This is a genomic window from Rhodanobacter sp. Soil_C_14 (assembly GCF_057657335.1).
This window is the reverse complement of the sequence record NZ_JBDGIQ010000003.1, coordinates 50,690-70,402: the sequence shown is the minus strand read 5'-3', so window position 1 is coordinate 70,402 and position 19,713 is coordinate 50,690. Positions and strand designations below refer to the sequence as shown.

At 65.4% G+C, this 19,713-nt stretch carries 19 protein-coding genes; 4 read left to right on the top strand and 15 right to left on the bottom strand.

The window, feature by feature from the left end; translation table 11 throughout:
* Positions 1-146 precede the first annotated feature (146 nt).
* The 12 genes from AC3A56_RS08855 to AC3A56_RS08800 all read right to left on the bottom strand — a co-directional run bounded on the left by AC3A56_RS08855 (position 147) and on the right by AC3A56_RS08800 (position 12,529).
* Positions 147-377, bottom strand: a complete 231-nt coding sequence (locus tag AC3A56_RS08855) for a helix-turn-helix domain-containing protein (RefSeq protein WP_056718331.1) — start codon at positions 375-377, stop codon at positions 147-149.
* Positions 377-883 carry a DUF2975 domain-containing protein gene (locus AC3A56_RS08850; protein WP_056718330.1) on the bottom strand — a complete coding sequence of 169 codons (507 nt, stop codon included), beginning with the start codon at positions 881-883 and terminating at the stop codon, positions 377-379. The genes AC3A56_RS08855 and AC3A56_RS08850 overlap by 1 nt, the downstream gene beginning before the upstream one ends.
* Complete coding sequence (locus AC3A56_RS08845; protein WP_487770288.1) at positions 847-1,161, bottom strand: DUF1294 domain-containing protein; 315 nt, start codon at positions 1,159-1,161, stop codon at positions 847-849. The genes AC3A56_RS08850 and AC3A56_RS08845 overlap by 37 nt, the downstream gene beginning before the upstream one ends.
* Positions 1,125-1,376 carry a hypothetical protein gene (locus AC3A56_RS08840; protein ID WP_487770077.1) on the bottom strand — a complete coding sequence of 84 codons (252 nt, stop codon included), beginning with the start codon at positions 1,374-1,376 and terminating at the stop codon, positions 1,125-1,127. Before AC3A56_RS08840 ends, AC3A56_RS08845 begins: the two co-directional genes overlap by 37 nt.
* A 297-nt stretch (positions 1,377-1,673) precedes the next feature.
* Positions 1,674-2,438, bottom strand: coding sequence for a hypothetical protein (locus AC3A56_RS08835; RefSeq protein WP_487770076.1), 765 nt, complete (start codon positions 2,436-2,438; stop codon positions 1,674-1,676).
* Between the two features lie 136 nt (positions 2,439-2,574).
* Positions 2,575-3,561 carry a hypothetical protein gene (locus tag AC3A56_RS08830; RefSeq protein WP_487770075.1) on the bottom strand — a complete coding sequence of 329 codons (987 nt, stop codon included), beginning with the start codon at positions 3,559-3,561 and terminating at the stop codon, positions 2,575-2,577.
* Between the two features lie 468 nt (positions 3,562-4,029).
* Positions 4,030-4,608 carry a transposase gene (locus tag AC3A56_RS08825; RefSeq protein WP_487770074.1) on the bottom strand — a complete coding sequence of 193 codons (579 nt, stop codon included), beginning with the start codon at positions 4,606-4,608 and terminating at the stop codon, positions 4,030-4,032.
* A gap of 151 nt (positions 4,609-4,759) precedes the next feature.
* Positions 4,760-5,863: a hypothetical protein gene (locus AC3A56_RS08820; RefSeq protein ID WP_487770073.1), complete on the bottom strand. Its 1,104-nt coding sequence runs from the start codon at positions 5,861-5,863 to the stop codon at positions 4,760-4,762.
* Between the two features lies 1 nt (position 5,864).
* Positions 5,865-7,712, bottom strand: coding sequence for a hypothetical protein (locus AC3A56_RS08815; RefSeq protein WP_487770072.1), 1,848 nt, complete (start codon positions 7,710-7,712; stop codon positions 5,865-5,867).
* A 368-nt stretch (positions 7,713-8,080) separates the two neighbouring features.
* Entirely contained in the window at positions 8,081-9,070 is a 990-nt protein-coding gene (locus tag AC3A56_RS08810) for a P63C domain-containing protein (RefSeq protein WP_487770071.1), read from the bottom strand.
* Positions 9,071-9,174: 104 nt separating this feature from the next.
* Positions 9,175-10,845, bottom strand: coding sequence for a urocanate hydratase (gene hutU / locus AC3A56_RS08805; protein ID WP_487770070.1), 1,671 nt, complete (start codon positions 10,843-10,845; stop codon positions 9,175-9,177).
* 67 nt (positions 10,846-10,912) lie between these two features.
* Positions 10,913-12,529: a tetratricopeptide repeat protein gene (locus AC3A56_RS08800; RefSeq protein ID WP_487770069.1), complete on the bottom strand. Its 1,617-nt coding sequence runs from the start codon at positions 12,527-12,529 to the stop codon at positions 10,913-10,915.
* A 154-nt stretch (positions 12,530-12,683) separates the two neighbouring features.
* Here AC3A56_RS08800 and AC3A56_RS08795 point away from each other — a divergent pair, with 154 nt between their 5' ends.
* The 3 genes from AC3A56_RS08795 (at position 12,684) to AC3A56_RS08785 (ending at position 15,330) form a co-directional block, all read left to right on the top strand.
* Positions 12,684-13,229: a YybH family protein gene (locus tag AC3A56_RS08795; protein WP_487770068.1), complete on the top strand. Its 546-nt coding sequence runs from the start codon at positions 12,684-12,686 to the stop codon at positions 13,227-13,229.
* A 92-nt stretch (positions 13,230-13,321) separates the two neighbouring features.
* Complete coding sequence (locus AC3A56_RS08790; protein ID WP_487770067.1) at positions 13,322-14,821, top strand: DNA-3-methyladenine glycosylase 2 family protein; 1,500 nt, start codon at positions 13,322-13,324, stop codon at positions 14,819-14,821.
* The gene (locus tag AC3A56_RS08785; protein ID WP_056766106.1) at positions 14,818-15,330 is read left to right on the top strand and encodes a methylated-DNA--[protein]-cysteine S-methyltransferase; all 513 of its coding nucleotides are present in this window, start codon (positions 14,818-14,820) and stop codon (positions 15,328-15,330) included. The genes AC3A56_RS08790 and AC3A56_RS08785 overlap by 4 nt, the downstream gene beginning before the upstream one ends.
* Positions 15,331-15,499: 169 nt before the next feature.
* On the opposite strand, the gene AC3A56_RS08780 is transcribed toward AC3A56_RS08785, so the two are convergent.
* Positions 15,500-15,919, bottom strand: coding sequence for a hypothetical protein (locus AC3A56_RS08780; RefSeq protein WP_487770066.1), 420 nt, complete (start codon positions 15,917-15,919; stop codon positions 15,500-15,502).
* Positions 15,920-15,971: 52 nt separating this feature from the next.
* Here AC3A56_RS08780 and AC3A56_RS08775 point away from each other — a divergent pair, with 52 nt between their 5' ends.
* A complete protein-coding gene (locus tag AC3A56_RS08775) occupies positions 15,972-17,255 on the top strand; it encodes an alkaline phosphatase family protein (RefSeq protein WP_487770065.1) in 1,284 nt (427 codons plus the stop codon).
* Between the two features lie 137 nt (positions 17,256-17,392).
* Here AC3A56_RS08775 and AC3A56_RS08770 read toward each other — a convergent pair whose 3' ends face one another.
* Together AC3A56_RS08770 and AC3A56_RS08765 are read right to left on the bottom strand one after the other, a co-directional pair.
* Entirely contained in the window at positions 17,393-18,646 is a 1,254-nt protein-coding gene (locus AC3A56_RS08770; RefSeq protein ID WP_487770064.1) for an MFS transporter, read from the bottom strand.
* 48 nt (positions 18,647-18,694) lie between these two features.
* Entirely contained in the window at positions 18,695-19,681 is a 987-nt protein-coding gene (locus tag AC3A56_RS08765; RefSeq protein ID WP_487770063.1) for a multidrug resistance efflux transporter family protein, read from the bottom strand.
* Between the last annotated feature and the right edge of the window lie 32 nt (positions 19,682-19,713).

Genomic DNA, 19,713 nt, shown 5'->3' with positions numbered 1-19,713 from the left:
CGCTGTTCGTTGGACCATGTCGCCCGCACGACATGCGCTGCGTTCGATGCTGTCCATCATCAAACGCCTTGTCCGTGCCTGCAATCGCGACCCGCTCGGCGCCGGCCGATCCGCCGGATCACAGCCGCTGGTCGACGCGAACGCCTTCACTGCTGCTGCGGCAGGGGCGCGGCATCCGGTTCCCAGCGCAGCAGGTCACCCGGCTGGCAGTCCAGCGCCTGGCACAGCGCATCCAGGGTGGCCAGGCGAACAGCCTTGGCCCGTCCGTTCTTCAACACCGCCAGGTTCGCGGGGGTGATGCCGATGCGTTCGGCCAGCGTGCCGACGGCCATCTTGCGCCGGGCCAGCATGACGTCGATGTCCACCACGATGGCCATCAGATCACCTCGTCCAGTTCGGACTGCAGATGCCTGGCCTGGGAATCCAGCGCCACCGCCTGCTTGAGCAACATCCGCAGCACCAGCACGATCAGCGCCACGCCGCCGATCACCAGCGAGGCGCCGCAGACCATCGCCACCAGGCCGGGAGCGATTTCGTCGCCCGGCGTGGTCCGGTTGCTGTGCGCTGCCACCACCGCGATGCCGAAGGTCAGCACCGAGGCCGCGGCGATCGCGCCGATCACGACGTCGACGTAACGGAATGCCGCCAGCGAAAACACCGTGCCGCGCCGGACCATGGTCAGCAGTCGCCAGATGCACACCGCGGTCACCTGCATCGTCAACACGCCCAGGATCACGATCACCACCAGCGGAATCCGCACGTCCGCTCGCGCCGATTCCAGGTCCTGCCACAACAGCGGTGCGATCACCCCCTGCACCACCAGCGAACCCGCCAGGGCGATCGCGATCACGACCCGCAACGCCAGCACCGCAAGATTCCCCATCGCCGCTCTCCACTTATCGTCCGGAGATCGCAATATATCGTAAAACGATAGATTTGCAATGATCGGCGATGCATCCAACTATTCTTGGCAGCCGCCGTCACCCTGCAGGCGATCGAAGCAGGTCGGCTGCGAAGCCGGATTTGATCAGCCAGGCACAGCCCGCCAGATTCACCGCAACGGTCACCCAGAAAGCGAACTGAAAAGTGCGCTTCCGTCTTGTGGCGGAACTGTTGCTGGGCAATCAACGCGCCCGGCCAGCCGCCGAGGAGGTCGACCAGATGCAGATGGCTTTCCGGCGTGCGGCTAGGGCTGCGACCCCTTGCGCCGCGGAGGTGTAGCCCCAGTAACGGCCATCCTTATCCTGGTTACCCCTCGCGTTCATCTGCGCAACCAGTTCGGATTCGCTTCGACCCTCGATCACGTAGTAGCGGACATCCTCCCGGATGACCGGGGCCGGGATGGTTGGCGGCGGCAGTGGCGGTGTGACGAACATGGGCGTGCTTCCACGGTATCGAGGTCCCGTGCTCCAAGCACATAACGTTCCAGACGCCTGCGGCCGCGCCCCACGGTCGCGCCGGCACTGTCCGCGGACAAAAACACCGTCCGCGCGGACAGGGGTCCGAGGTCAGCGGGGATCGGGCCGACCGTTCACCAGCAGCCCGGGACGAAAATATCGACCACGATGGAAACGATCATAGAACAATAGAATTTCACGCCAATCACCCGGAGCAGATATCTACAACAAAGTGGCTAGGTCCATTTAGAAACATGGGGCAATTAACCCGACTTCTTATTTGTCTTTATTGATCGAGGAGATTCGTGGGGAAACCTCAGTTACTGGGCCCGGTTTTGTCCGTGAAAGGATCAGATAGGCGATAGCAAGGAACGCGATCAAGGCGCTCAGCTCCGCTGCTTTCGCACTGAACGTGGGAAGTATGCGGTACCAGTGGATGGCCGCAATGAATACCGCCAACGAAAGCACGGGAACTGCCTTGAGATACCAGGCAGACCACTTCTTCGGAAACAGCAGAGCAACCGCGGCGGGTATCAACAGAACATCGGCCGCCGCGCCGACCTCAAGAAAGCTCAGTCCCGTGTGAAAGCACTTCGCCAACGGACCGGAGTCGCAAAAAACATTCGCTACCACGAAGAGCCCAAGGCCGAACGAGGTGGCTAGCTGCACCGACCACACGCACGCCGCAAGCAGGCCGAACCGAGCGACCTGCGCCCAGGTTTCCCGAAGGCGGCCCCGTTCTCTAGTCCGTAAAGCGAAAGCCGCTACTTTTATCTCGAGCCATCGCCACGCCATGGGAAGCGATCGCTTCGCTTTTATTGACACCGAGTACGCATCGGCCACTTCATCAACCCGTGACGTGGCGATCCCAGGTGCGCCTCTGCCTTCCAACGCTTCCACGGCGCAGCCACGGTCCGCGAGTACCTCCAGCAACGCGGCCTCGGCATCCGGCAACAGCCCGCCGCCATGGTAACGAGCCAACAGGATGCTCGTATCCATTGCCCGATAATGATGAAAAAAATCCTGCTTCTGTCCAGTCACGGGGACATGCCTCAATAGGTACTTCTGTACGGCACCGAAACCGCATGAAACCAGGACCGCACGAAACCGGGACGAAGAAAGTTAAATCCGACGTTCTTAACTTCCCCCGTCCCTACCCGGTTTCCGCTCGCCCGAGTCACGGCCACGTGATCAGGGACTTGAGGTCTTCCTTGATCTTGGTCACAGCCGCGGTTTCGGGCCGGCGTCCCCGGGCAGCCCAGTAGTATTGAAGGAAGGGATTGCTGATGGAAAGCTGGCCGTCCACGTTGCAATCGTCTCGACCACTGATGCGCTTCCCCGGCTTCGGGCTGACGATCGAGACCTTCGCCAGATCGTTGTTGGTGTATATCGCGTACGGCTGGTCCGGCAGCAGGATGGGCTCGATCACGACGATGGTGAAATCGGTGATGACGGGCTCTTTCTTCGCCTTGATCTGGTCAGTCATCAACTTGACCATGGCCGGAAGTTCGGTCGTGGTCAGGATGGAATCGTTGCGAAGTCCACACCGGCAAACTGCAGTGACATGCCCTCGTGCCGCGTGCCCGAGTTTGCCGGACACACTCGTGAAGTAGTTGGCGAAAGCACCGCCCGGCTCCCACACGAATTGCTTGTTCACATAGCGGGCGGCCGTGGTGGCCTCCAGCTGGCCGAAGATCTCCCCACTGCTGTTCCACTTGTCGATCTTCTTCATGAGGGCAAGTTCGTTGATGCCGTTCCAGAACACGCTCCCGTTGACTGGAGTCGTGGCGTCGAACTGCTCCAGCAACTGCGCGTAGGCTTCCTTGGCATACTCCGACGGTTGCTTGCCGGACTTCTGGACCTCACGCGCCATATCCTCCTGATAACGCGCAGCGGGAGACCACGCCTTCCAGTCCTTTCCCTGTCGCGTCGCCCCGGCGGCGGCCATCTTTGCAATCGCCGCCCGGCGCTGCACGGCCTGGATCAACTCCAGCTTGAACTGCGGTGTCCCGAACATCTTCTGGTACAGCGACGGATCTTTCTTTATGCGTCGAAGCCAGGCCAGATCGGACTCCAGCTCGTCCTGCGGGAACTTGTTCTGCAATTCGACGTACAACTCCAGGGGAATCTTGCCCCGGTATGAATTGGGTTGACTGAACAGCATGGGAGCTCCTGTCGGTGGATGGGATTGCGGAATGCCTGCATCGCGATCGAGCCGATCGAAACGGAAAGTGGCCAATCAGGACGGCACGGCCGAGCCCGACCCGGAAGACGGTTCGTGAATCTGATGAGCCATGTCCCCCATTTGTCGCAGTCGAGCAGCAAAGCGGTTCAATGAACCTGCCCAGCTTCCCCTGCCCCTTCCCCTGACCGATCCCCGACTATCGTCCGCTGCATCTTGCCGTGATGCGGTGGTCTTGCCTAGGTGGGGTGGCGAGAACCGGCGCAGCGGCGGCCGGCTCCCTTAGGCTCACTGCAGCCCTTCACCGGGGCCAAAACGGGGGACAGAGACCTGCCCACGGTTTTGCCCGGCTATCAGAAATTAGTTCCTTTTGGCGAAACCGGGACGGCGAAACCGGGGCGAAACCGGGACAGGCGAAACCGGGACGGAGGCTGAGGTTTTCCCACGTTTTCATGCTGCCACGGCCATCTGGTCGAGCAGCGCCGGACTTGGCTTTCGTATCTGCCTCATGAGTTCTGCGAGCCTGGCATTTGACCATCGTCGCACCAGTGCCTCACGGCCAAGCCGCATGCTCGAGTATAGCCGTCGTTTGGATCGAAACGGCGTCAACCATTGGTGGATGCCTGCCGTTTCGCAGGACATGCCGACCAGCCAGCTGGCAAAGACCGCCATCGTGTGGAGTAGCAGCAACACCTCGATGCGCTTGTCCTTGCGGGTCAGGCTGTCCTCAAAGGCTTGGCCGTAGCGGTGCGATTTAAGGTCTCGGAAGGACAACTCGATCTGCATGCGTCGCGCGTACAACACGACCAGTTGTCGGGCGCTCAAGTGACACAGTGCCGGAGAGGCGACGAGCAACCACGGCTCCCGTTCGCGCGCCGCGTTTTGCTTGCTCTTCTTGGTGCGTGAGGGCATGCCCTGACGATTGCGTTGTTTGCGTCCCTTCGCTGGCTTGGCATGCACCACGATACGGCAGCGCCACGGCTTTGCACGTACTGTGTCCATCACACCCAAGTCGCGCGGTGCAGTCATCGCCAATTCGTATAGCGCCCGGCACGGAACCCAAAACAAAAACAGGGATCAGAGTCGACTTTTCACTGCGCACGCTTCAAGAAAGTGCACTCTGACCCCTATTTTCGGACCCCTATTTTCGCTATTTTCGCCTTTGCTATTTGCTCCAAATTTAATTGGCCACGTTCCCTTTGTTGTTGACGTCCTCTTTGTTGTTGCCCGCCGATCCGGCCTTGATGGCCACGCACCGTTGCGGCCCGGACAACACGACAAACGGCGCCGGCGCGCCACTCTCCTGCAGACGAACTTCTTCTGCGCGGGAAACTGGCCCACCGAAACGCTGATCGAGCGATGCGGATGCGAAGTGCAGGCTCGGCCCGTAGAGTTCCGGCCGCGGGAAGGTGAGCGTCATTGCGTCCGCGGAACCGCCCAGGTGACCCGCGAGCGTCTCCGGAATCTGCAACTGCACTTCGAAGGCCGTGTCGCGACCGCCGGTCCAATAGCAGGCCTGGCCGGAATTGCTCAGCAAGCCGTGACTGACCGACAACCCTGTGCGTTCGCATGGATTGCCTTTCTGGCCCAGGGCATCGAGCAGTGTCTCGACGGGGATGTAGCCCTGTTCCCCCCGGGCCCGGATCAGCGAAACCATCCGTACCGTGGGGTCCGAGCCGGCATTGCCCAGGGAGACGCGCAGGCATTGCGCGCTGCCCTCCCGGCAGGCATCCACACAGGAGGTTCCCGCGGTGGCTTCCGCGGTCCCTTCTGTCATTGAGCGCAGCCGCAGCAGATCGGCCCGCGCCGTACCGGCCAAACCGGTGCGGGCCATCGCATTGGCGAGGCCGGTATGCAGCGAATGACCAGCCTCGAGTAAGGTCACCGGAATGATACGGTCCCGGTTGAAAATGTTGCCGTCGACCAGCCATTGGTACTCCACGCCGCATACGTGGGTGGTCGTGTTGTCTGGCGAGCACTGCAGGAACTTGCGGCCCGAATCACCCGGCAATACATCCTCGAACTTGCGTGCCGTCGATTTCTGCCGTGGTTCGGCGATGTAGTTCTTGTATTCGACGAGCGCGATCGATGCCGGCTTGTCGCCCTTGTTGACAAGGAAGTATTGCTTGGCGTTCGGGCAGGCGCACGTCCCGCCTCGGTAGGCGACGACGTCCCAGCGCGGTGGCGTAGGCACCGGAGCATGCTGGCGCGAGCCGATGTCCTCCTGCATGCATCCGGCCAAGATGCCAAGCCCGACCCACAACAGCGGCTTTCCGATACCCATCTCAGTTTCTTCCCAGTTGATCGGCGATTGCACAGGCAACCACAGGATCGAGGTCGATTTCGCCCCGCAGCTCCGTGGCATGCCAGAGTCCGGCGTTCCACTCGACGAAGGACGCACGGATCGGCCGCAATCCGGCCATGGTCATCAGCGAGGTCAGGCCGGGTATGCCGGCAAGGTCGAACGATGCCTGCACCGGCTGACCGATGCCCTCCCCTTCCATCCGGAAACGGGCGGTCGTGCCGGCGACTTCGGTCTCCACCTGCTGCCTGACCGCCTTAGTAAAAGAAAACAGCCGCGTCCTGACGTTCTTGCGGCAGCTTTTCGTCCCATGGATGCTGAGGCCGCACGGATACTTGTACCAGCCGCACCACCAGGCCTCCTCGCGCACATTGGCCTTCAGGTAGAGCGCGCCGTTCTGGCCCGCCGCCTGATCGGTTTCGCGCAGCGAGATGCGTTGTTCGCACGATGAGTTCACCAACGCCTTCATCCGGTCCACGACTTCGCCGGCCATCTGCCGGTGGAGCTTCCGGAAGGGCCCGACATCCAGGCGCAGCGAGGTGTCGAGTCGATAGCTCCCCGGCAAGGCCGGCACGGGTGTGAACCAGAAGCGCGCCTGCCCTTCCACGCTGATCGGGCGCACGCCGCCCGGGAGCGGCAGCGGGATGACTTGCGCAGGAACGCGCCTGACGATCGGATCGAGCCGGCAGACAGCGGTGGTCTGTGCTTGCCCGGAGGAAGGAAGCCACAGCGTCTTGACCACGCTCCCCGAGTCGCCGGCCAGCAGCACAGGAGCGACCTCGTTGTCGCTCAGCTCGTCCAAACCTGAAATGGATTGCTCAAGCAACCGGATGACCGCCGGCCACGAGGTGGCGGAGGACTGGAAATCGGGCATGCGTGCCGATTCGCGCAGGCCTTCGAGCAGCACGGATGCTTCGCCCAGCGTGTCGCGGGTCTCCTGGTTCAGGGAGGTCAGCCGGCGGAGGCGCTCGTCATCGTTCAACGACTGCGCGACAACCGCGCGGATCGATGCTGACTGGCGATCGATCGCCCTGAACAGTGGAAGCAGTCGCTGGTCGAAACCCAGCGGATTCAAGCCCGCGGTGAGCTGCGCCCGATCGATCGTGTCGGCATCGACGACTGCAAGGGGCACGACCCGCTCCGGCTCGGCGACAGCCGCGACCGACGCGCCGAAACGGGCGCCGAAATGGCGTTCGCGCCACGAGGCTTTGGCTCCCACCACCCGTACATGAAATGGCTCGAACGTGGCCGCCCTGCAGTCGCTGTCGTCGCCCAGCGCGAACCGCTCGCCCTCCCAGGTTCGCGTATCGCCGCCGAATTCGCTCCGCGTGCCCAGCAAGGTGCCGATGAACCGGTCCAGTTCGCTTGGCGCCATGAGCAGAGAAGGCAACCTGGCCAGGGTCCCCGGGGCTCGCGCTCCGGAATGGATCACGATCGGCTGCCCCTGCTCGTCCCCAATCCGCCGCAGGATCACGGCTCCTGACGTGCCGCTGTCGAATTCCGGTTCGCCGTCCACCAGCACCCGCTGCCGATCCGGGGGCAGGATTTCCGCAAGGAAGTCACCCGGCTGCAGCGACGGGCCGCCAGCGCGCGCCGCCAGGTGCGTGTAGTCATCAGCGACGAATGGCCTGACCGGCTTGCCTGAGCAGATGAGGCACGTAGCTTCTTCGGAACCGGGCAGTTCCATTTTCTCGCGGCGTCCGGACCCGTACAGGTCGATCAGTACGCTGTCTTTCATGCCGGGACCGGGTTGGCCCGCCGGATGACCGGTGGCCATCTCGATCAGATCATTGCAACTGTGCGACGGCACCTCCGCCGACTGCACGCACATGGCTGGAACCATCCATGCCGCAACCCATAGCGCTCGCCCCAACCACCAGGACAGGCGTCCCTTCGCTTCCGCTGTGCCCCGCATAAGCCCCCCCTTTATTTTGGGCCAGTCGGCAGTGAAGCAATAACCTTAATCGACGCGTCCTTGCAAGTGCCGGCCGACCGGGAGGGATTCTGGGCCCGGCCACCACGAAATAGGCCTTTTAGCTACCAGACTTGAATCAGGTTCACTTCAGGAACTGGATTAAGTGAACCATTTAAAACCATAATTAAATGAACCTGACCCCTTATTTCTATTATTTCTATCGCGGTTTCGCAGGAGATGCCGGATTGGTATGCAACAAAGGCCGGAGGGCATCGCGGCTGGGGTTACAGATCCATTTTGACCGTCTCGCCGTAACGTGGCAGTACCGTGTCCAGTTTGTCGATGAAGTCGTCGTAGTCTTTGCTCAACTTCATCACGGTTGTCACCGACGCAAGATGCTCGCGCAACTTCGGATGCCCAATTGTAGGCGTCAAGCGCTGATGGAGCTTGCCTTTGCGTTCGTCCTTCGCGGCTTCTTTCTTGAGTTCCTGCAGCAATCCCGGTGCAACACGCTTGTACACGACGTCATTGGTCAGAACGCCGAAGTACTGAGGCTTGTAAGACGCGCGTGCCGGAGGATACGGCAGGCCCCGAAGTCGAAACATCTGTTCGTAGAACTCTGGTGGGAAGGTTTTAATATAGGGTTGGAGTTCCTTAGCCACAAAAGCCTCAAGGATGGCGGCGAGTGCGTCTTTCGCGCGTTCCTTTTGGTATCCCGTCGCTTCATCAACCAGCGCAATGATTCCGACTCGCGCGAAACCTCTGACCAGAATTTCTGCCTGCTGGGCGATGTGCTCCTGTTGCTTTTGGAGCGCACCTGCCTTTCGAGCTGCCAACACTGCGTCGCAAAGGTCCGCCAGCAAGGTTGCTGGATAGCCATATGCCACGCCACCACCAGAGCTGTGACGAAACTTTATAGGGCTCTGGATCAGCGGCAGTATCTCCTTGTTTATAAAAGGGGATATGCCTTTTCCGAGAGCGAAACCAGTAAGCCGATCAGCACCACCCTGACCGGAGCCGTAGGTCATGCCAAGCCCCGCAACCATGCCGCGTTGAGATAGAACACGGGTTCCATCATCGAGCACATAGCATGGGATTTCTGCGTCGCCAATCCTCAGCGGGTGATCGGCGGATTCGTGTGTAGCCTTCGGCAGCTTGGCGAGTTCTGCCTTGGCCGCCGCTGCATTGCGGGCGATCTCCCGACGGCGCTCTGGAGTAAGCGATGCGGCGCGCGCTTTGCCGCCGATTGCCTTGCCGCCGATAGATTCATTCATAGCCGTACTCCGGTGGTGTACGGGCCACTTTATCCTTGCGTCTCAATTATTGCAAGCAAAATGCTTGCAATAATTGCTTAGCTCCCGATCCGGTTAGCACGCACTCATACCATCGGCAACTTCAACCCCATCTCCGTGGCGCATTCAGCAGCCACCCCATACCCCGCATCCGCATGCCTCATCACCCCGGTCCCCGGGTCATTCCACAACACCCGCGCAATCCGCTCATCCGCTTCCTTCGTTCCATCGCAAACGATCACCACCCCGGAATGCTGCGAGTAGCCCATACCCACCCCGCCGCCATGATGCAGCGAAACCCAGGTCGCGCCACCTGCAACATTCAACATCGCATTGAGCAGCGGCCAGTCGGATACCGCGTCCGAGCCGTCCTTCATCGCCTCGGTTTCGCGATTCGGTGAGGCCACCGAGCCGGAATCCAGATGATCGCGCCCGATCACCACCGGCGCCTTCAACTCCCCGTTGCGCACCATCTCGTTGAACGCGAGGCCGAGCTTGTCGCGCAGGCCCAGGCCGACCCAGCAGATGCGCGCGGGCAGGCCCTGGAAGCTGATGCGCTCTTTCGCCATGTCCAGCCAGCGGTGCAGGTGCTCGTCGTCGGGGATGAGTTCCTTGACCTTCTGGTCGGTCTTGTAGATGTCTTCCGGATCGCCGGAGAGCGCCACCCAGCGGAACGGGCCGACGCCGCGGCAGAACAGCGGGCGCACGTAGGCGGGCACGAAGCCGGGGAAGGCGAACGCGTTTTCGCAGCCGACGTCCTGGGCCATCTGGCGGATGTTGTTGCCGTAGTCGAAAGTGGGGATGCCTTGGGCATGGAACGCCAGCATCGCGTCGACGTGGGTCTTCATCGACAGCTTGGCGGCCTTGGCGGTTCCGACGGGGTCGGCCTTGCGGCGTTCGAACCACTGCTCCACCGTCCAGCCCTGCGGCAGGTAGCCGTTGACGGGGTCGTGCGCGCTGGTCTGGTCGGTGACGGCGTCGGGCCTGACGCCGCGCTTGACCAGCTCGGGCAGCACATCGGCGGCATTGCCAAGAAGGGCGATGGATTTCGCTTCGCCGGCGGCGGTGTATTTCGCGATGCGCGCCAGCGCGTCGTCGAGGTCGCTGGCCTGCTCGTCGACGTACCGGGTCTTCAGGCGGAAGTCGATGCGGCTCTGCTGGCATTCGATGTTGAGGCTGCACGCGCCAGCGAGTGACGCGGCCAGCGGCTGCGCCGCGCCCATGCCGCCGAGGCCGGCGGTGAGGATCCACTTGCCTTTCAGGTTGCCGCCGTAGTGCTGGCGGCCCATCTCGACGAAGGTTTCGTAGGTGCCCTGGATGATGCCCTGCGAGCCGATGTAGATCCATGAGCCGGCGGTCATCTGGCCGTACATCATCAGGCCTTTCTTATCGAGCTCGTTGAAGTGCTCCCAGGTGGCCCAGTGCGGCACCAGGTTGGAGTTCGCGATCAGCACGCGCGGCGCATCCTTGTGCGTGCGGAACACGCCGACCGGCTTGCCGGACTGCACCAGCAGGGTCTCGTCGTCATTCAGCTCGCGCAACGACTTCAGGATCGCGTCGAAGCACTCCCAGTTGCGCGCGGCGCGGCCGATGCCGCCGTACACCACCAGTTCGGCCGGGTTCTCCGCCACCTCCGGATCGAGGTTGTTCTGCAGCATGCGGAACGGCGCCTCGCTGAGCCAGCTCTTGCAGGAAAGCTCGCTGCCGCGCGGTGCGCGGATGGTGCGGGTGGTGTCGATGCGGGTGGGTGCGTTCATCACGAAGGGCTCCGGTGAGTCAGACCACCGAGTATAGGTCAGCGGCCGGGTCGAACCGGAGGCCGGCTCACGGCGCCGCGGGCTTGCCGTCGATGCCGGTGTGCTTGCGCAGCGCCACCGCGGCGCGCATGCGCACGATGATCTTCGCCATGTTCGGGTCCTTGCCGAAGCGCGTCTGCAGTTGCTGGACGGTCGCGTCCAGGCCGCCACGCGGCTGCTGTTCCTGGATGCCGGCGCGCAGCAGCAGGCCATACGGGTTCTGCGGCTGCTCGCGGATCAGCTGGTCGGCCACGGCCCAGCCCTTGTCCCAGTTCTTTTCCCAGTTGACGAACATGTCGCCGAGCTTGCCCAGCGCGCGCGTGTCGCCCGGGTTCAGCGCCAGCATGGCGCGGAAGTCCTGCTCGGCACGCCGGTAGTCACCCTGCATCTCGTAGGCGTTCGCGCGCGCGTCGAGCGCCCTCGTGTTGCCGGGCGAGCGGTCCAGCAGCTGGCTGAGGTCGGCCGCGGCCCAGGCCGACTCGTCGTAGTCGACCAGGGCGAACGCCCGGTTCACGAGGGCGTCCTCGTCGCCGGGCGTGAAGCGCAGCGCTTCGGACTGGTAGATCAGGGCCATGGTCTGGTCGCGGTACTTGCTGGCCATCCGGCCGATGCCGAGCAGGTTGCTGCTGCTGGTCAGTTCGTCGACCGCATGCGGATACGCCGCCATCTCGTCCGCATCGCTGCAGTCGCAGCGCCAGACTTGCTGGAACGGCCGCTCCGTCGACAGCACCTTCATCAGCGGATTGTTCGGCGCCCGGGCCCGCGCTTGCGCGGCCAGCTGGTCCATCGCTTCGTATGAACCGCCCCAGTTCGGCTGGCGCGCCCACAGCGCCATGCTGTAGGTGGAATAGTCGTCGGGCACCGCCGCCAGCGCATCGCGGATCGCCGCGTCGACATAGTCGCGCCCGTAGCCCATGCCGCCGGCGTGGATCAGCGCGGCGTAGCTGGGAGTGACCTTCGGGTCCAGCGCGATCGCCCGGCGCAGGTCGCTGTCGGCCTGGGCCAGCAGCTTGTCCATCGCCTGCACCTGGCTGTCCGGCGTGTCGCTCAGGTAGTTCTCGCCGCGCGCTTCGGCGGCCATCGACACGTAGGCCGTGCCGCTGGCGGCGAACGCGAACGCGCTGTCCGGCGCATCGCGCTTCCACGCGTCCAGGGTGGGCCGCACCTCGAACGAGCCGTTCTGGAATGCATCCTGGTAGATGCGATCGAGCAGGCCACGTGAGTCCGGGTCGGTCTGTTGCGCATGCAGGGCGGCCGCGAGGCGACGATCGAGCTCGGCCGCCTTGCCGTGCTGGATCAGCGACTGCGCCTCGGCGAACGTGAGCCGCGGTTGCAGGCGGTAATGGCAATACGCGACCACCGCATCGCGCGACCAGTGGCTGTCCGGCGGATCGGGATAGGCCAGGCAACGCTGCAGCGGATCGGCGATCGCCTCGGCCTTCTTCAGCGCGGCGATGAACGCATAGCCTTGCTCGCGAGTGAACTTGTGCGCGGGCAGCGACGACGGGCGGTCGTGCGGCTTCGACGCCTGCGCCTGCATCATCTGCCGGACCTGCGATTGCACCAGGTGCATGTTCCAGATCCACTCGCCTAGGCCCAGCAGGATCAGGGCCGCTATCAGCAAACCGCGTTGCAGTGCAGTCATGCGGGCCTCCCCCAGCCCTGGCGACGCCGACGATCATACTGCGCCGGCCGCGCCTGTCGCGGCCTGAAGCATCCACCCCCTGCCGTCCTGCACTGGCCGTGTGCCCGGACAAGGAGAATCCTGCGGCGGCGGGCGGTCCGCGGGGAGCAGGCTGATGACGTTGCGTGGGAGTGGGCTGGTGTTGCTGGCGTGCGCGATCGCCCCGGCCATGGCGCAGGCGGCGACGCCGGAGTGCGCGGTATGGCAGCGCGAGTTGTCGTTCGCGCAGAGCGTGCAGAAGCACGATGCGGCGGCGTTTGCCGGGCACGTGATGGCCGACGCGGTGTTCGATGCGAATACGTCGCAGCCGACGCGCGGTCGTGCGGCGATCCTGCAGCACTGGGCCCCGATGATCGAGGGCAGGACGGTGCGCCTGGACTGGTATCCGCAACAGGTCGTGGTGAGCGGCGATGGCACGCTCGCGTATTCCAGCGGTGCGTACCTGTTCGAGAACGCGGCACCGGGCGCGAAGCGACGCTACACGATCGGCCGGTTCGCGACGACGTGGCGGCGCGCGGCGGATGGGGTGTGGCGCGCCGCGTTCGATGGCGGTGATGAAGGCAGGCCGGCGAGTGCGGCGGACGCGGATGCATTTCGCGCCGGCCGCGAGGCGGCGTGCCCGCACGGCGACACTGCAGCGCTGCCCGTCATCCGGCATTGATGCTGCGGCATTGATGCATGCGCATCGAGGCGCGCGGTATTGATGTCCGAAAACGGCGAGTCTGCACGACGCGGCGGTGCTAGCCTGAGGTCATGAGTCCCGCCCCTTCCCTGCCCACGCCATCCATCTGCGAACAGGCCCGACGCAGCCGCGACGCGCGCTTCGACGGGCTGTTCTTCGTCGCGGTGAGCAGCACCGGCATCTACTGCCGCCCGGTCTGCCCGGCGCCTTCCGCGAAGCGCGAGAACGTGCGCTATTTCGCGAACGCGGCGGCGGCCGAGGTGGCCGGCTACCGACCGTGCCTGCGCTGTCGTCCGGAGCTGGCGCCGGGCAGCGACGAAGGGCAGCGCGGCAACCGGGCGGTGGCCCGCGCGCTGAAGCTGATCGAGGCCGGCGCGCTGGCGGAGCAATCGCTGGACGCGCTGGCCACCCAGGTCGGCGTGGGCGCGCGGCAATTGCGCCGGTTGTTTGTCGAGCATGTCGGCGCGCCGCCGATCAGCGTGCACACGACGCGTCGCCTGCTGTTCGCGAAGCAACTGCTGACGGAGACGGCGCTGCCGGTGACGGAAGTCGCACTCGCGTCCGGCTTCCGCAGCCTGCGCCGGTTCAACGCCGCGTTCGCGCAGGCGAACCGGATCGCGCCGCGCGAATTGCGCCGGCATCCGCGCGCGATGGCGGGCGCGCCGCTGCGGTTGCGGCTGGGCTACCGGCCACCGTATGCGTTCGATGCGCTGCTCGCGTTCCTGCGCACCCGCGCGTTGCCTGGCGTGGAACAGGTCGACGAGCACAGCTACGCACGCGTGTTCGGCCCCGCGAACACGCCGGGCTGGCTGCGCCTGCGCGCGTGGCCGGGTGGCGAACATGCGCTGCAACTGGAACTGCACTGCCCGCAGCCGACGCAGATCCTCGGCGTGGTGACGACGCTGCGCCGAATGTTCGACCTGGATGCGAACCCGCAGGCGATCACCGACACGTTCCGCGCCGACCCGATCGTGGGCCCGCTGCGCCGCCGCGAGCCGGGCCTGCGCCTGCCCGGCGGCTGGGACGGTTTCGAGATCGCGGTGCGGGCGATCCTGGGCCAGCAGATCAGCGTGGCGGCGGCGCGCACGCTGGCAAGCCGGATCGTGCAGCGCTGGGGCGAGCCGTTGCCGACGGCGCCGTGGCCCGGCCTGACCCGACTGTTTCCGACACCGGCCGCGCTGGCCGCGGCGGATCTGCGCGAGGTCGGGCTGACCACCGCGCGCGCCGCGACGATCAGCGGCGTGGCGCAGGCCTTGCTGGATGGCCGCGTGGATTTTCGGGCGGGCCAATCGCTGGACGAGTTCGTGGCGCGCTGGGTCGCGCTGCCGGGCATCGGCCCGTGGACCGCGCACTACATCGCGATGCGCGCGCTCGGCGATCCGGACGCGTTCCCCGCGGCCGACCTGATCCTGCGCCGCGAGGCGACGACATCCGCCACGCCGCTGGGCACGAAGGCGCTGACCGAACTGGCGAACCGCTGGCGCCCGTGGCGCGCGTACGCCGTGATCCACCTTTGGCGCGGTGCCGCGGACACGCCACCTCGCCCACGCAAGACGGAGACGATGGCATGACCGCTGGCCCCGACACGATCTGGTACGACGAGATGGACAGCCCGGTCGGCACGCTGCGCCTGGTGGCGGACCAGCATGGCCTGCGCCAGGTCTGGTTCGAGCGCGAACGGCACCCGAAGCAGGCGCATCCGGGCTGGGTACGCGCGGCGGCGCCGCTGCAGTTCGCCCGGGTGCAACTGGAGGAATATTTCGCCGGCCAGCGCCAGCACTTCGAGCTGCCGCTGCATCCGGTGGGCACGCCGTTCCAGCTGGAGGTGTGGCAGGAGCTGGGACGGATTCCGTATGGCATCACGATCAGCTACGGCGAACTGGCCCGGCGCATCGACAAGCCGCTGGCGGTGCGGGCGGTGGGTGCCGCGAACGGACGCAACCCGTTGCCGATCGTGCTGCCCTGCCATCGCGTGATCGGCGCGGACGGCAGCCTCACCGGTTTCGGCGGTGGCCTGCCGACGAAGCGCTACCTGCTGAACCTGGAGCAGCGCATCGCGCACGGCGACCTGTTCGGCTGAGAGGTTGTGAGTTTTTTTCAACCTCTCAGGTCGGCCATGAGGGCCGAGCATGAAGCAGTCATGCAAGTGACTGTTTCATGTGAGCGAGTCCGGGCGTGTACCGGGCTCGCGATAGAAGAAAACCACAGGAAGTGGTTTTCTTCACAGGCTCCAGGAGGAGCCGCGCGGCTTAGCCGCCCTGCGCGGAGGTCGGCAGCGCCTTCGGCACGACCCGCGGCAAGGGCTGCACGTTCTGCTGGTCGCGCTGGCGATCGAGCAGATCCTGTTGCGCGGCGCGGTCACGGTCGCGCTGCGCCTGCTGGGCCTTGTCCAGTTGCTCGAGTGCGCGCGGGTCATTCGCGGACGGACGCTTCGCGGTGTCCTGCACGGCATTGTGCAACTGCTGCTGCAGTTGGCTCTGCTGCAGGTCGTCGCGCGTCTTCTGCTGCTGCGCAGCCTGCTGGAACCGCACACTGGGCGACACCGGCCGGATCACCGGCTGCGCGGTGGACTGCCAGGCCGCCGCCGTGCCCAGCGGAACGAGCGCCACCAGGCCGGCCATCAGCAAGCGTTTCGTCCAGGAATGTCGATCAAGACGTGTATTGGTCATGAGGGTGCGCGATCATGTGCAGTTGGTTTCAATGCATCGTAAGGTTGTCCGTATGAAAATCCTGTTTCGCCTGCTGCTCTGCTCCCTGGCAGCATTCAGCTTCGGTTGCGCCACGCAGCGCCCCGCAGCCACACCTGCCATCGCCGACGCGGCGGGCAAGCCCGCGCCCGTGCTGCTGATTTCCATCGACGGCTATCGGCACGACTACATGCAGCGCGGGCTCAGCCCGACCCTGGCGATGCTCGCCCGCGGTGGCGTGCAGGCCGCCTCGATGCAGCCGGCGTTCCCGTCGCTGACGTTCCCGAACCACTACACCCTGGTCACCGGCCTGACCCCGGACCACCACGGCGTGGTCAACAACACGATGTTCGACCCGCAGCTGGGCAAGTTCTCGCTGAGCAGCCGCAAGGCGATCAGCGACGGTCGCTGGTGGGCCGAGGGCACGCCGATCTGGGAAACCGCCGACCAGCATGGGCTGCGCACGGCCACGATGTTCTGGCCCGGTTCGGAAGCGGATATCCACGGCCATCGCCCCGATCACTGGCTGGCCTACGACGGTGCGGTCACGCCGGCCCAGCGGGTCGACCAGGTGCTGGCGTGGCTGGACCTGCCTGTCGCCGAGCGGCCCAGCTTCCTCACGCTGTACTTCGACGGGGTCGATCACGCCGGCCACGTCTACGGCCCCGATACACCCCAGGTGAACGAGGCGCTGCGCGAAACCGACGCGGCGCTGGCGCAGCTGGTGAGCGGATTGAAGCAGCGCGGCCTGTTCGAGCGGATCAACCTGATCGTGGTGTCTGACCACGGCATGGCCACCGTGCCCGAAGCGAACAACGTGATGATCGACACGCTGATCCCGCTGGACCAGGTCCACGCGGTGAGCCTGGGCATCCTGGCCGGGTTCAATCCGAAGTCGGACAGCGCCGGGGACCGCGCCGCGTTCCGCCAGATCGAACAGACCCTGGAGCAGCCGCAGGCGCACATGCAGTGCTGGGACAAGACCCGCGTGCCGGCGCGACTGGCCTACGGCCACAACGCACGCGTGCCGCAACTGCTGTGCCTGGCGAACGTGCACTGGCGCATCACCACCACCGACTACGCGGCCAAGCGCAAGGGCCGGGTGAGCCTGGGCGAGCACGGCTTCGACAATGCCGAACCGCTGATGCAAGCAATCTTCGTGGCCCACGGCCCGGCGTTCCGCGTCGGCGCGAAGGTGCCCGCGTTCCCGAACCTGGACGTCTATCCGCTGATGACCCATCTGCTGGGGATTCCCGCCGCGGCGAACGACGGCAGCTACGACGCGGTGAAGGACATGCTCAAGCCTGCGTCGCGCTGAGCCTCCCCCCCCTCCCCTGCACGCAGGGGAGGGTTGGGGTGGGGTTCGCTCTTCCCGCCAGTCCCGCAACATCAAAAGCACCCTTCCCGGCTTCCCCTGCACGCAGGTGAAAGAGCCAGGCAAGCGCAACGCAGGCCCTACCCCATCGCGCCCTTGCTCATCGGCGTGGGCGGCGTCGCCACGTTGACCAGCGGCGTCAGGCGGAACAGCCACAGCGAAATCAGCAGCCCCGCCAGCACCAGCGCGCCGACGAACAGCGCCACGCCGTTCCAGCCGTGCGCGGCGTAGAACAGCCCGCCGCTGGCGCCGGCGATGCTGGAGCCCATGTAGTAGCAGAACAGGTAGACCGAAGCGGCCTGCGCCTTCGCCGCGCCGGCGCGGCGGCCGACCCAGCTGCTGACGATGGAGTGGCCACCGAAGAAGCCGAACGTGATCGCCACGATGCCCAGCATCACCAGCAGCAGCGGCGTGGTCATGGTCAGCGCCACGCCCAGCAGCATCAGCGCGAACGCGGTCCACAACACCTTGCGCCGGCCCAGCTTGCCGGCCAGGTGTCCCATCCACGCCGAGCTGAAGGTGCCGATCAGGTAGATGCCAAAGATCAGTCCGACCACGGTCTGGCTGAGGTTGTACGGTGGCGCCAGCAGGCGGTAGCCGAGATAGTTGTAGACGGTGACGAAGGCGCCGAGCAGCAGGAAGCCCTCGACGAACAGCCATGGCAGGCCGCGGTCGTGGAACATGCCGCCGAAGCGGGCCAGCAGGCTGCGCCAGCGCAGCGGCTGCCGCACGAAGTGCTGCGACGGCGGCAACACGCGCCAGAAGATCAGCGCCGCCAGCACGCCGACCAGGCCCACCGTCGCCACGCCCACGCGCCAGCCGAAGAAGTCCGCCAGCACGCCGGAGATCAGCCGCCCGCCCATGCCGCCCACCGCGCTGCCGCTGATGTACAGGCCCATGCCCAAGCCAACCGATTCCGGGTGCATCTCCTCGCTGACGTAAGTCATCGCCACCGCCGGCAAACCGCTCAGGGTCAGGCCGAGCAGGCTGCGCACGAGCAGCAGCGCGTTCCAGTCCGGCATCAGCGCGGTGACCAGCACCAGCACGGCCGAGGCCAGCAACGAGGCCACCATGATCGACTTGCGTCCCCACGCATCGGACAAGCCGCCGGCGAACAGCATCGCGAACGCCAGCACGCCGGTGGTCAACGACAGCGACATCGCCGCGCCGGCCTCGCTGACGCCGTAGTGGCGGCTGAACTCCGGCATCAGCGGCTGCACGCAGTACAGCAGTCCGAACGTGGCGAAGCCGGCGGCGAACAGGGCGAGGTTGGTGTGACGGAACGCGGGCGTGCCGTGGTGGATGTACGGAGCCGGCTCCGCTTCGTGGTTCATGGTGTCTGTCTTGCCTGGGGACGTGGGCATCGCGCAAGCATAAGCCGCTCAGGCGCTGCGATCACCGCGCAATGCACGCACGGCCTCGTCGTCGCCCGCCGCGCCACGGCCGCTGACCCAGCCGAACAGCGCGATGCCGACGATGATCGCCAGCGCGCCGAACAGCGCGTAGCCGCGCGGCCACGCCTCGCCGAGGAACAGCACGCCGAGCACGGTGGCGAACAGCAGCTCGGCGGCCTGCATCGCCTCCACCGCGGCCAGCGCGGTCGGTTCGCTGCGCACCATGTCGGTGGCGCGGAAGAACAGGATGGTGGCGATGGTGCCCGAGGACAGCGCCACGCCGCCGGCCAGCAGCGCCTCGCGCAAGCTCGGCGGGCCGACGGTGAACCACGCGATCACCGCGAACAGCAGCCACAGCGGCCAGCTGCACAGCGTCATGCCGAACACGCGCTGCACCGCGTTCAGCTGCGTCGGCCCCTGCTCCAGATGCAACAACAGTTGCCGATTGCCCAACGGATAGGCGAATGCGGAAAGCACCACCGCGCCGATCGCCAGCCAGTCGCCGGCATGCAGCTGGCCCTGGGCGTGACCCCATTGCAGCGCGAACACGCCGGCCACGATCAGCGCGCCGATCGCCAGCGTGCGCCAGGCCAGGCGCGCCCGTTCGTCGCGATAGATCAGCGGCGCCAGCAAGGGGCCGGCCAGCACGGTGGTCTGGAAACTGCCGGCGATCAGCCACGACGGCCCGCTGCTCGCCGCCCAGGTCAACGGCACGCCGAACAGCACGAAACCCACGCCGCTCCACAGCAACCACGGCCGCGCATGCCGGCGCAATTCCCCCGGCAGTTCACCGAGCCCGCCCTGGAACGGCAGCACCACGGCCAGCATCGGCAAGGTCAGCAGGTAGCGCAGGATCACCGCCCACGCCCAATGCCCGCCACCGGCGACCAGGCTGCGGTTGAGCACGTAGGTGAGCGTGAAGAACAGCGCCGAGCACAACGCCAGTCCCACCGCGAGCAAGGCATTCGAACGCATGCAGGCACGCCGACAGAAAAACGGAGTGTGGC

Coding starts and splice junctions, on each gene's coding strand:
- AC3A56_RS08850 (WP_056718330.1), bottom strand. CDS start 883: ATGGGGAATCTTGCGGTGCTGGCGTTGCGGGTCGTGATCGCGATCGCC.
- AC3A56_RS08790 (WP_487770067.1), top strand. CDS start 13,322: ATGAGTCCCGCCCCTTCCCTGCCCACGCCATCCATCTGCGAACAGGCC.
- AC3A56_RS08820 (WP_487770073.1), bottom strand. CDS start 5,863: ATGGGTATCGGAAAGCCGCTGTTGTGGGTCGGGCTTGGCATCTTGGCC.
- AC3A56_RS08825 (WP_487770074.1), bottom strand. CDS start 4,608: ATGACTGCACCGCGCGACTTGGGTGTGATGGACACAGTACGTGCAAAG.
- AC3A56_RS08795 (WP_487770068.1), top strand. CDS start 12,684: ATGACGTTGCGTGGGAGTGGGCTGGTGTTGCTGGCGTGCGCGATCGCC.
- AC3A56_RS08810 (WP_487770071.1), bottom strand. CDS start 9,070: ATGAATGAATCTATCGGCGGCAAGGCAATCGGCGGCAAAGCGCGCGCC.
- hutU (WP_487770070.1), bottom strand. CDS start 10,845: ATGAACGCACCCACCCGCATCGACACCACCCGCACCATCCGCGCACCG.
- AC3A56_RS08840 (WP_487770077.1), bottom strand. CDS start 1,376: ATGTTCGTCACACCGCCACTGCCGCCGCCAACCATCCCGGCCCCGGTC.
- AC3A56_RS08830 (WP_487770075.1), bottom strand. CDS start 3,561: ATGCTGTTCAGTCAACCCAATTCATACCGGGGCAAGATTCCCCTGGAG.
- AC3A56_RS08780 (WP_487770066.1), bottom strand. CDS start 15,919: ATGACCAATACACGTCTTGATCGACATTCCTGGACGAAACGCTTGCTG.
- AC3A56_RS08815 (WP_487770072.1), bottom strand. CDS start 7,712: ATGTGCGTGCAGTCGGCGGAGGTGCCGTCGCACAGTTGCAATGATCTG.
- AC3A56_RS08855 (WP_056718331.1), bottom strand. CDS start 377: ATGGCCATCGTGGTGGACATCGACGTCATGCTGGCCCGGCGCAAGATG.
- AC3A56_RS08785 (WP_056766106.1), top strand. CDS start 14,818: ATGACCGCTGGCCCCGACACGATCTGGTACGACGAGATGGACAGCCCG.
- AC3A56_RS08765 (WP_487770063.1), bottom strand. CDS start 19,681: ATGCGTTCGAATGCCTTGCTCGCGGTGGGACTGGCGTTGTGCTCGGCG.
- AC3A56_RS08775 (WP_487770065.1), top strand. CDS start 15,972: ATGAAAATCCTGTTTCGCCTGCTGCTCTGCTCCCTGGCAGCATTCAGC.
- AC3A56_RS08800 (WP_487770069.1), bottom strand. CDS start 12,529: ATGACTGCACTGCAACGCGGTTTGCTGATAGCGGCCCTGATCCTGCTG.
- AC3A56_RS08770 (WP_487770064.1), bottom strand. CDS start 18,646: ATGAACCACGAAGCGGAGCCGGCTCCGTACATCCACCACGGCACGCCC.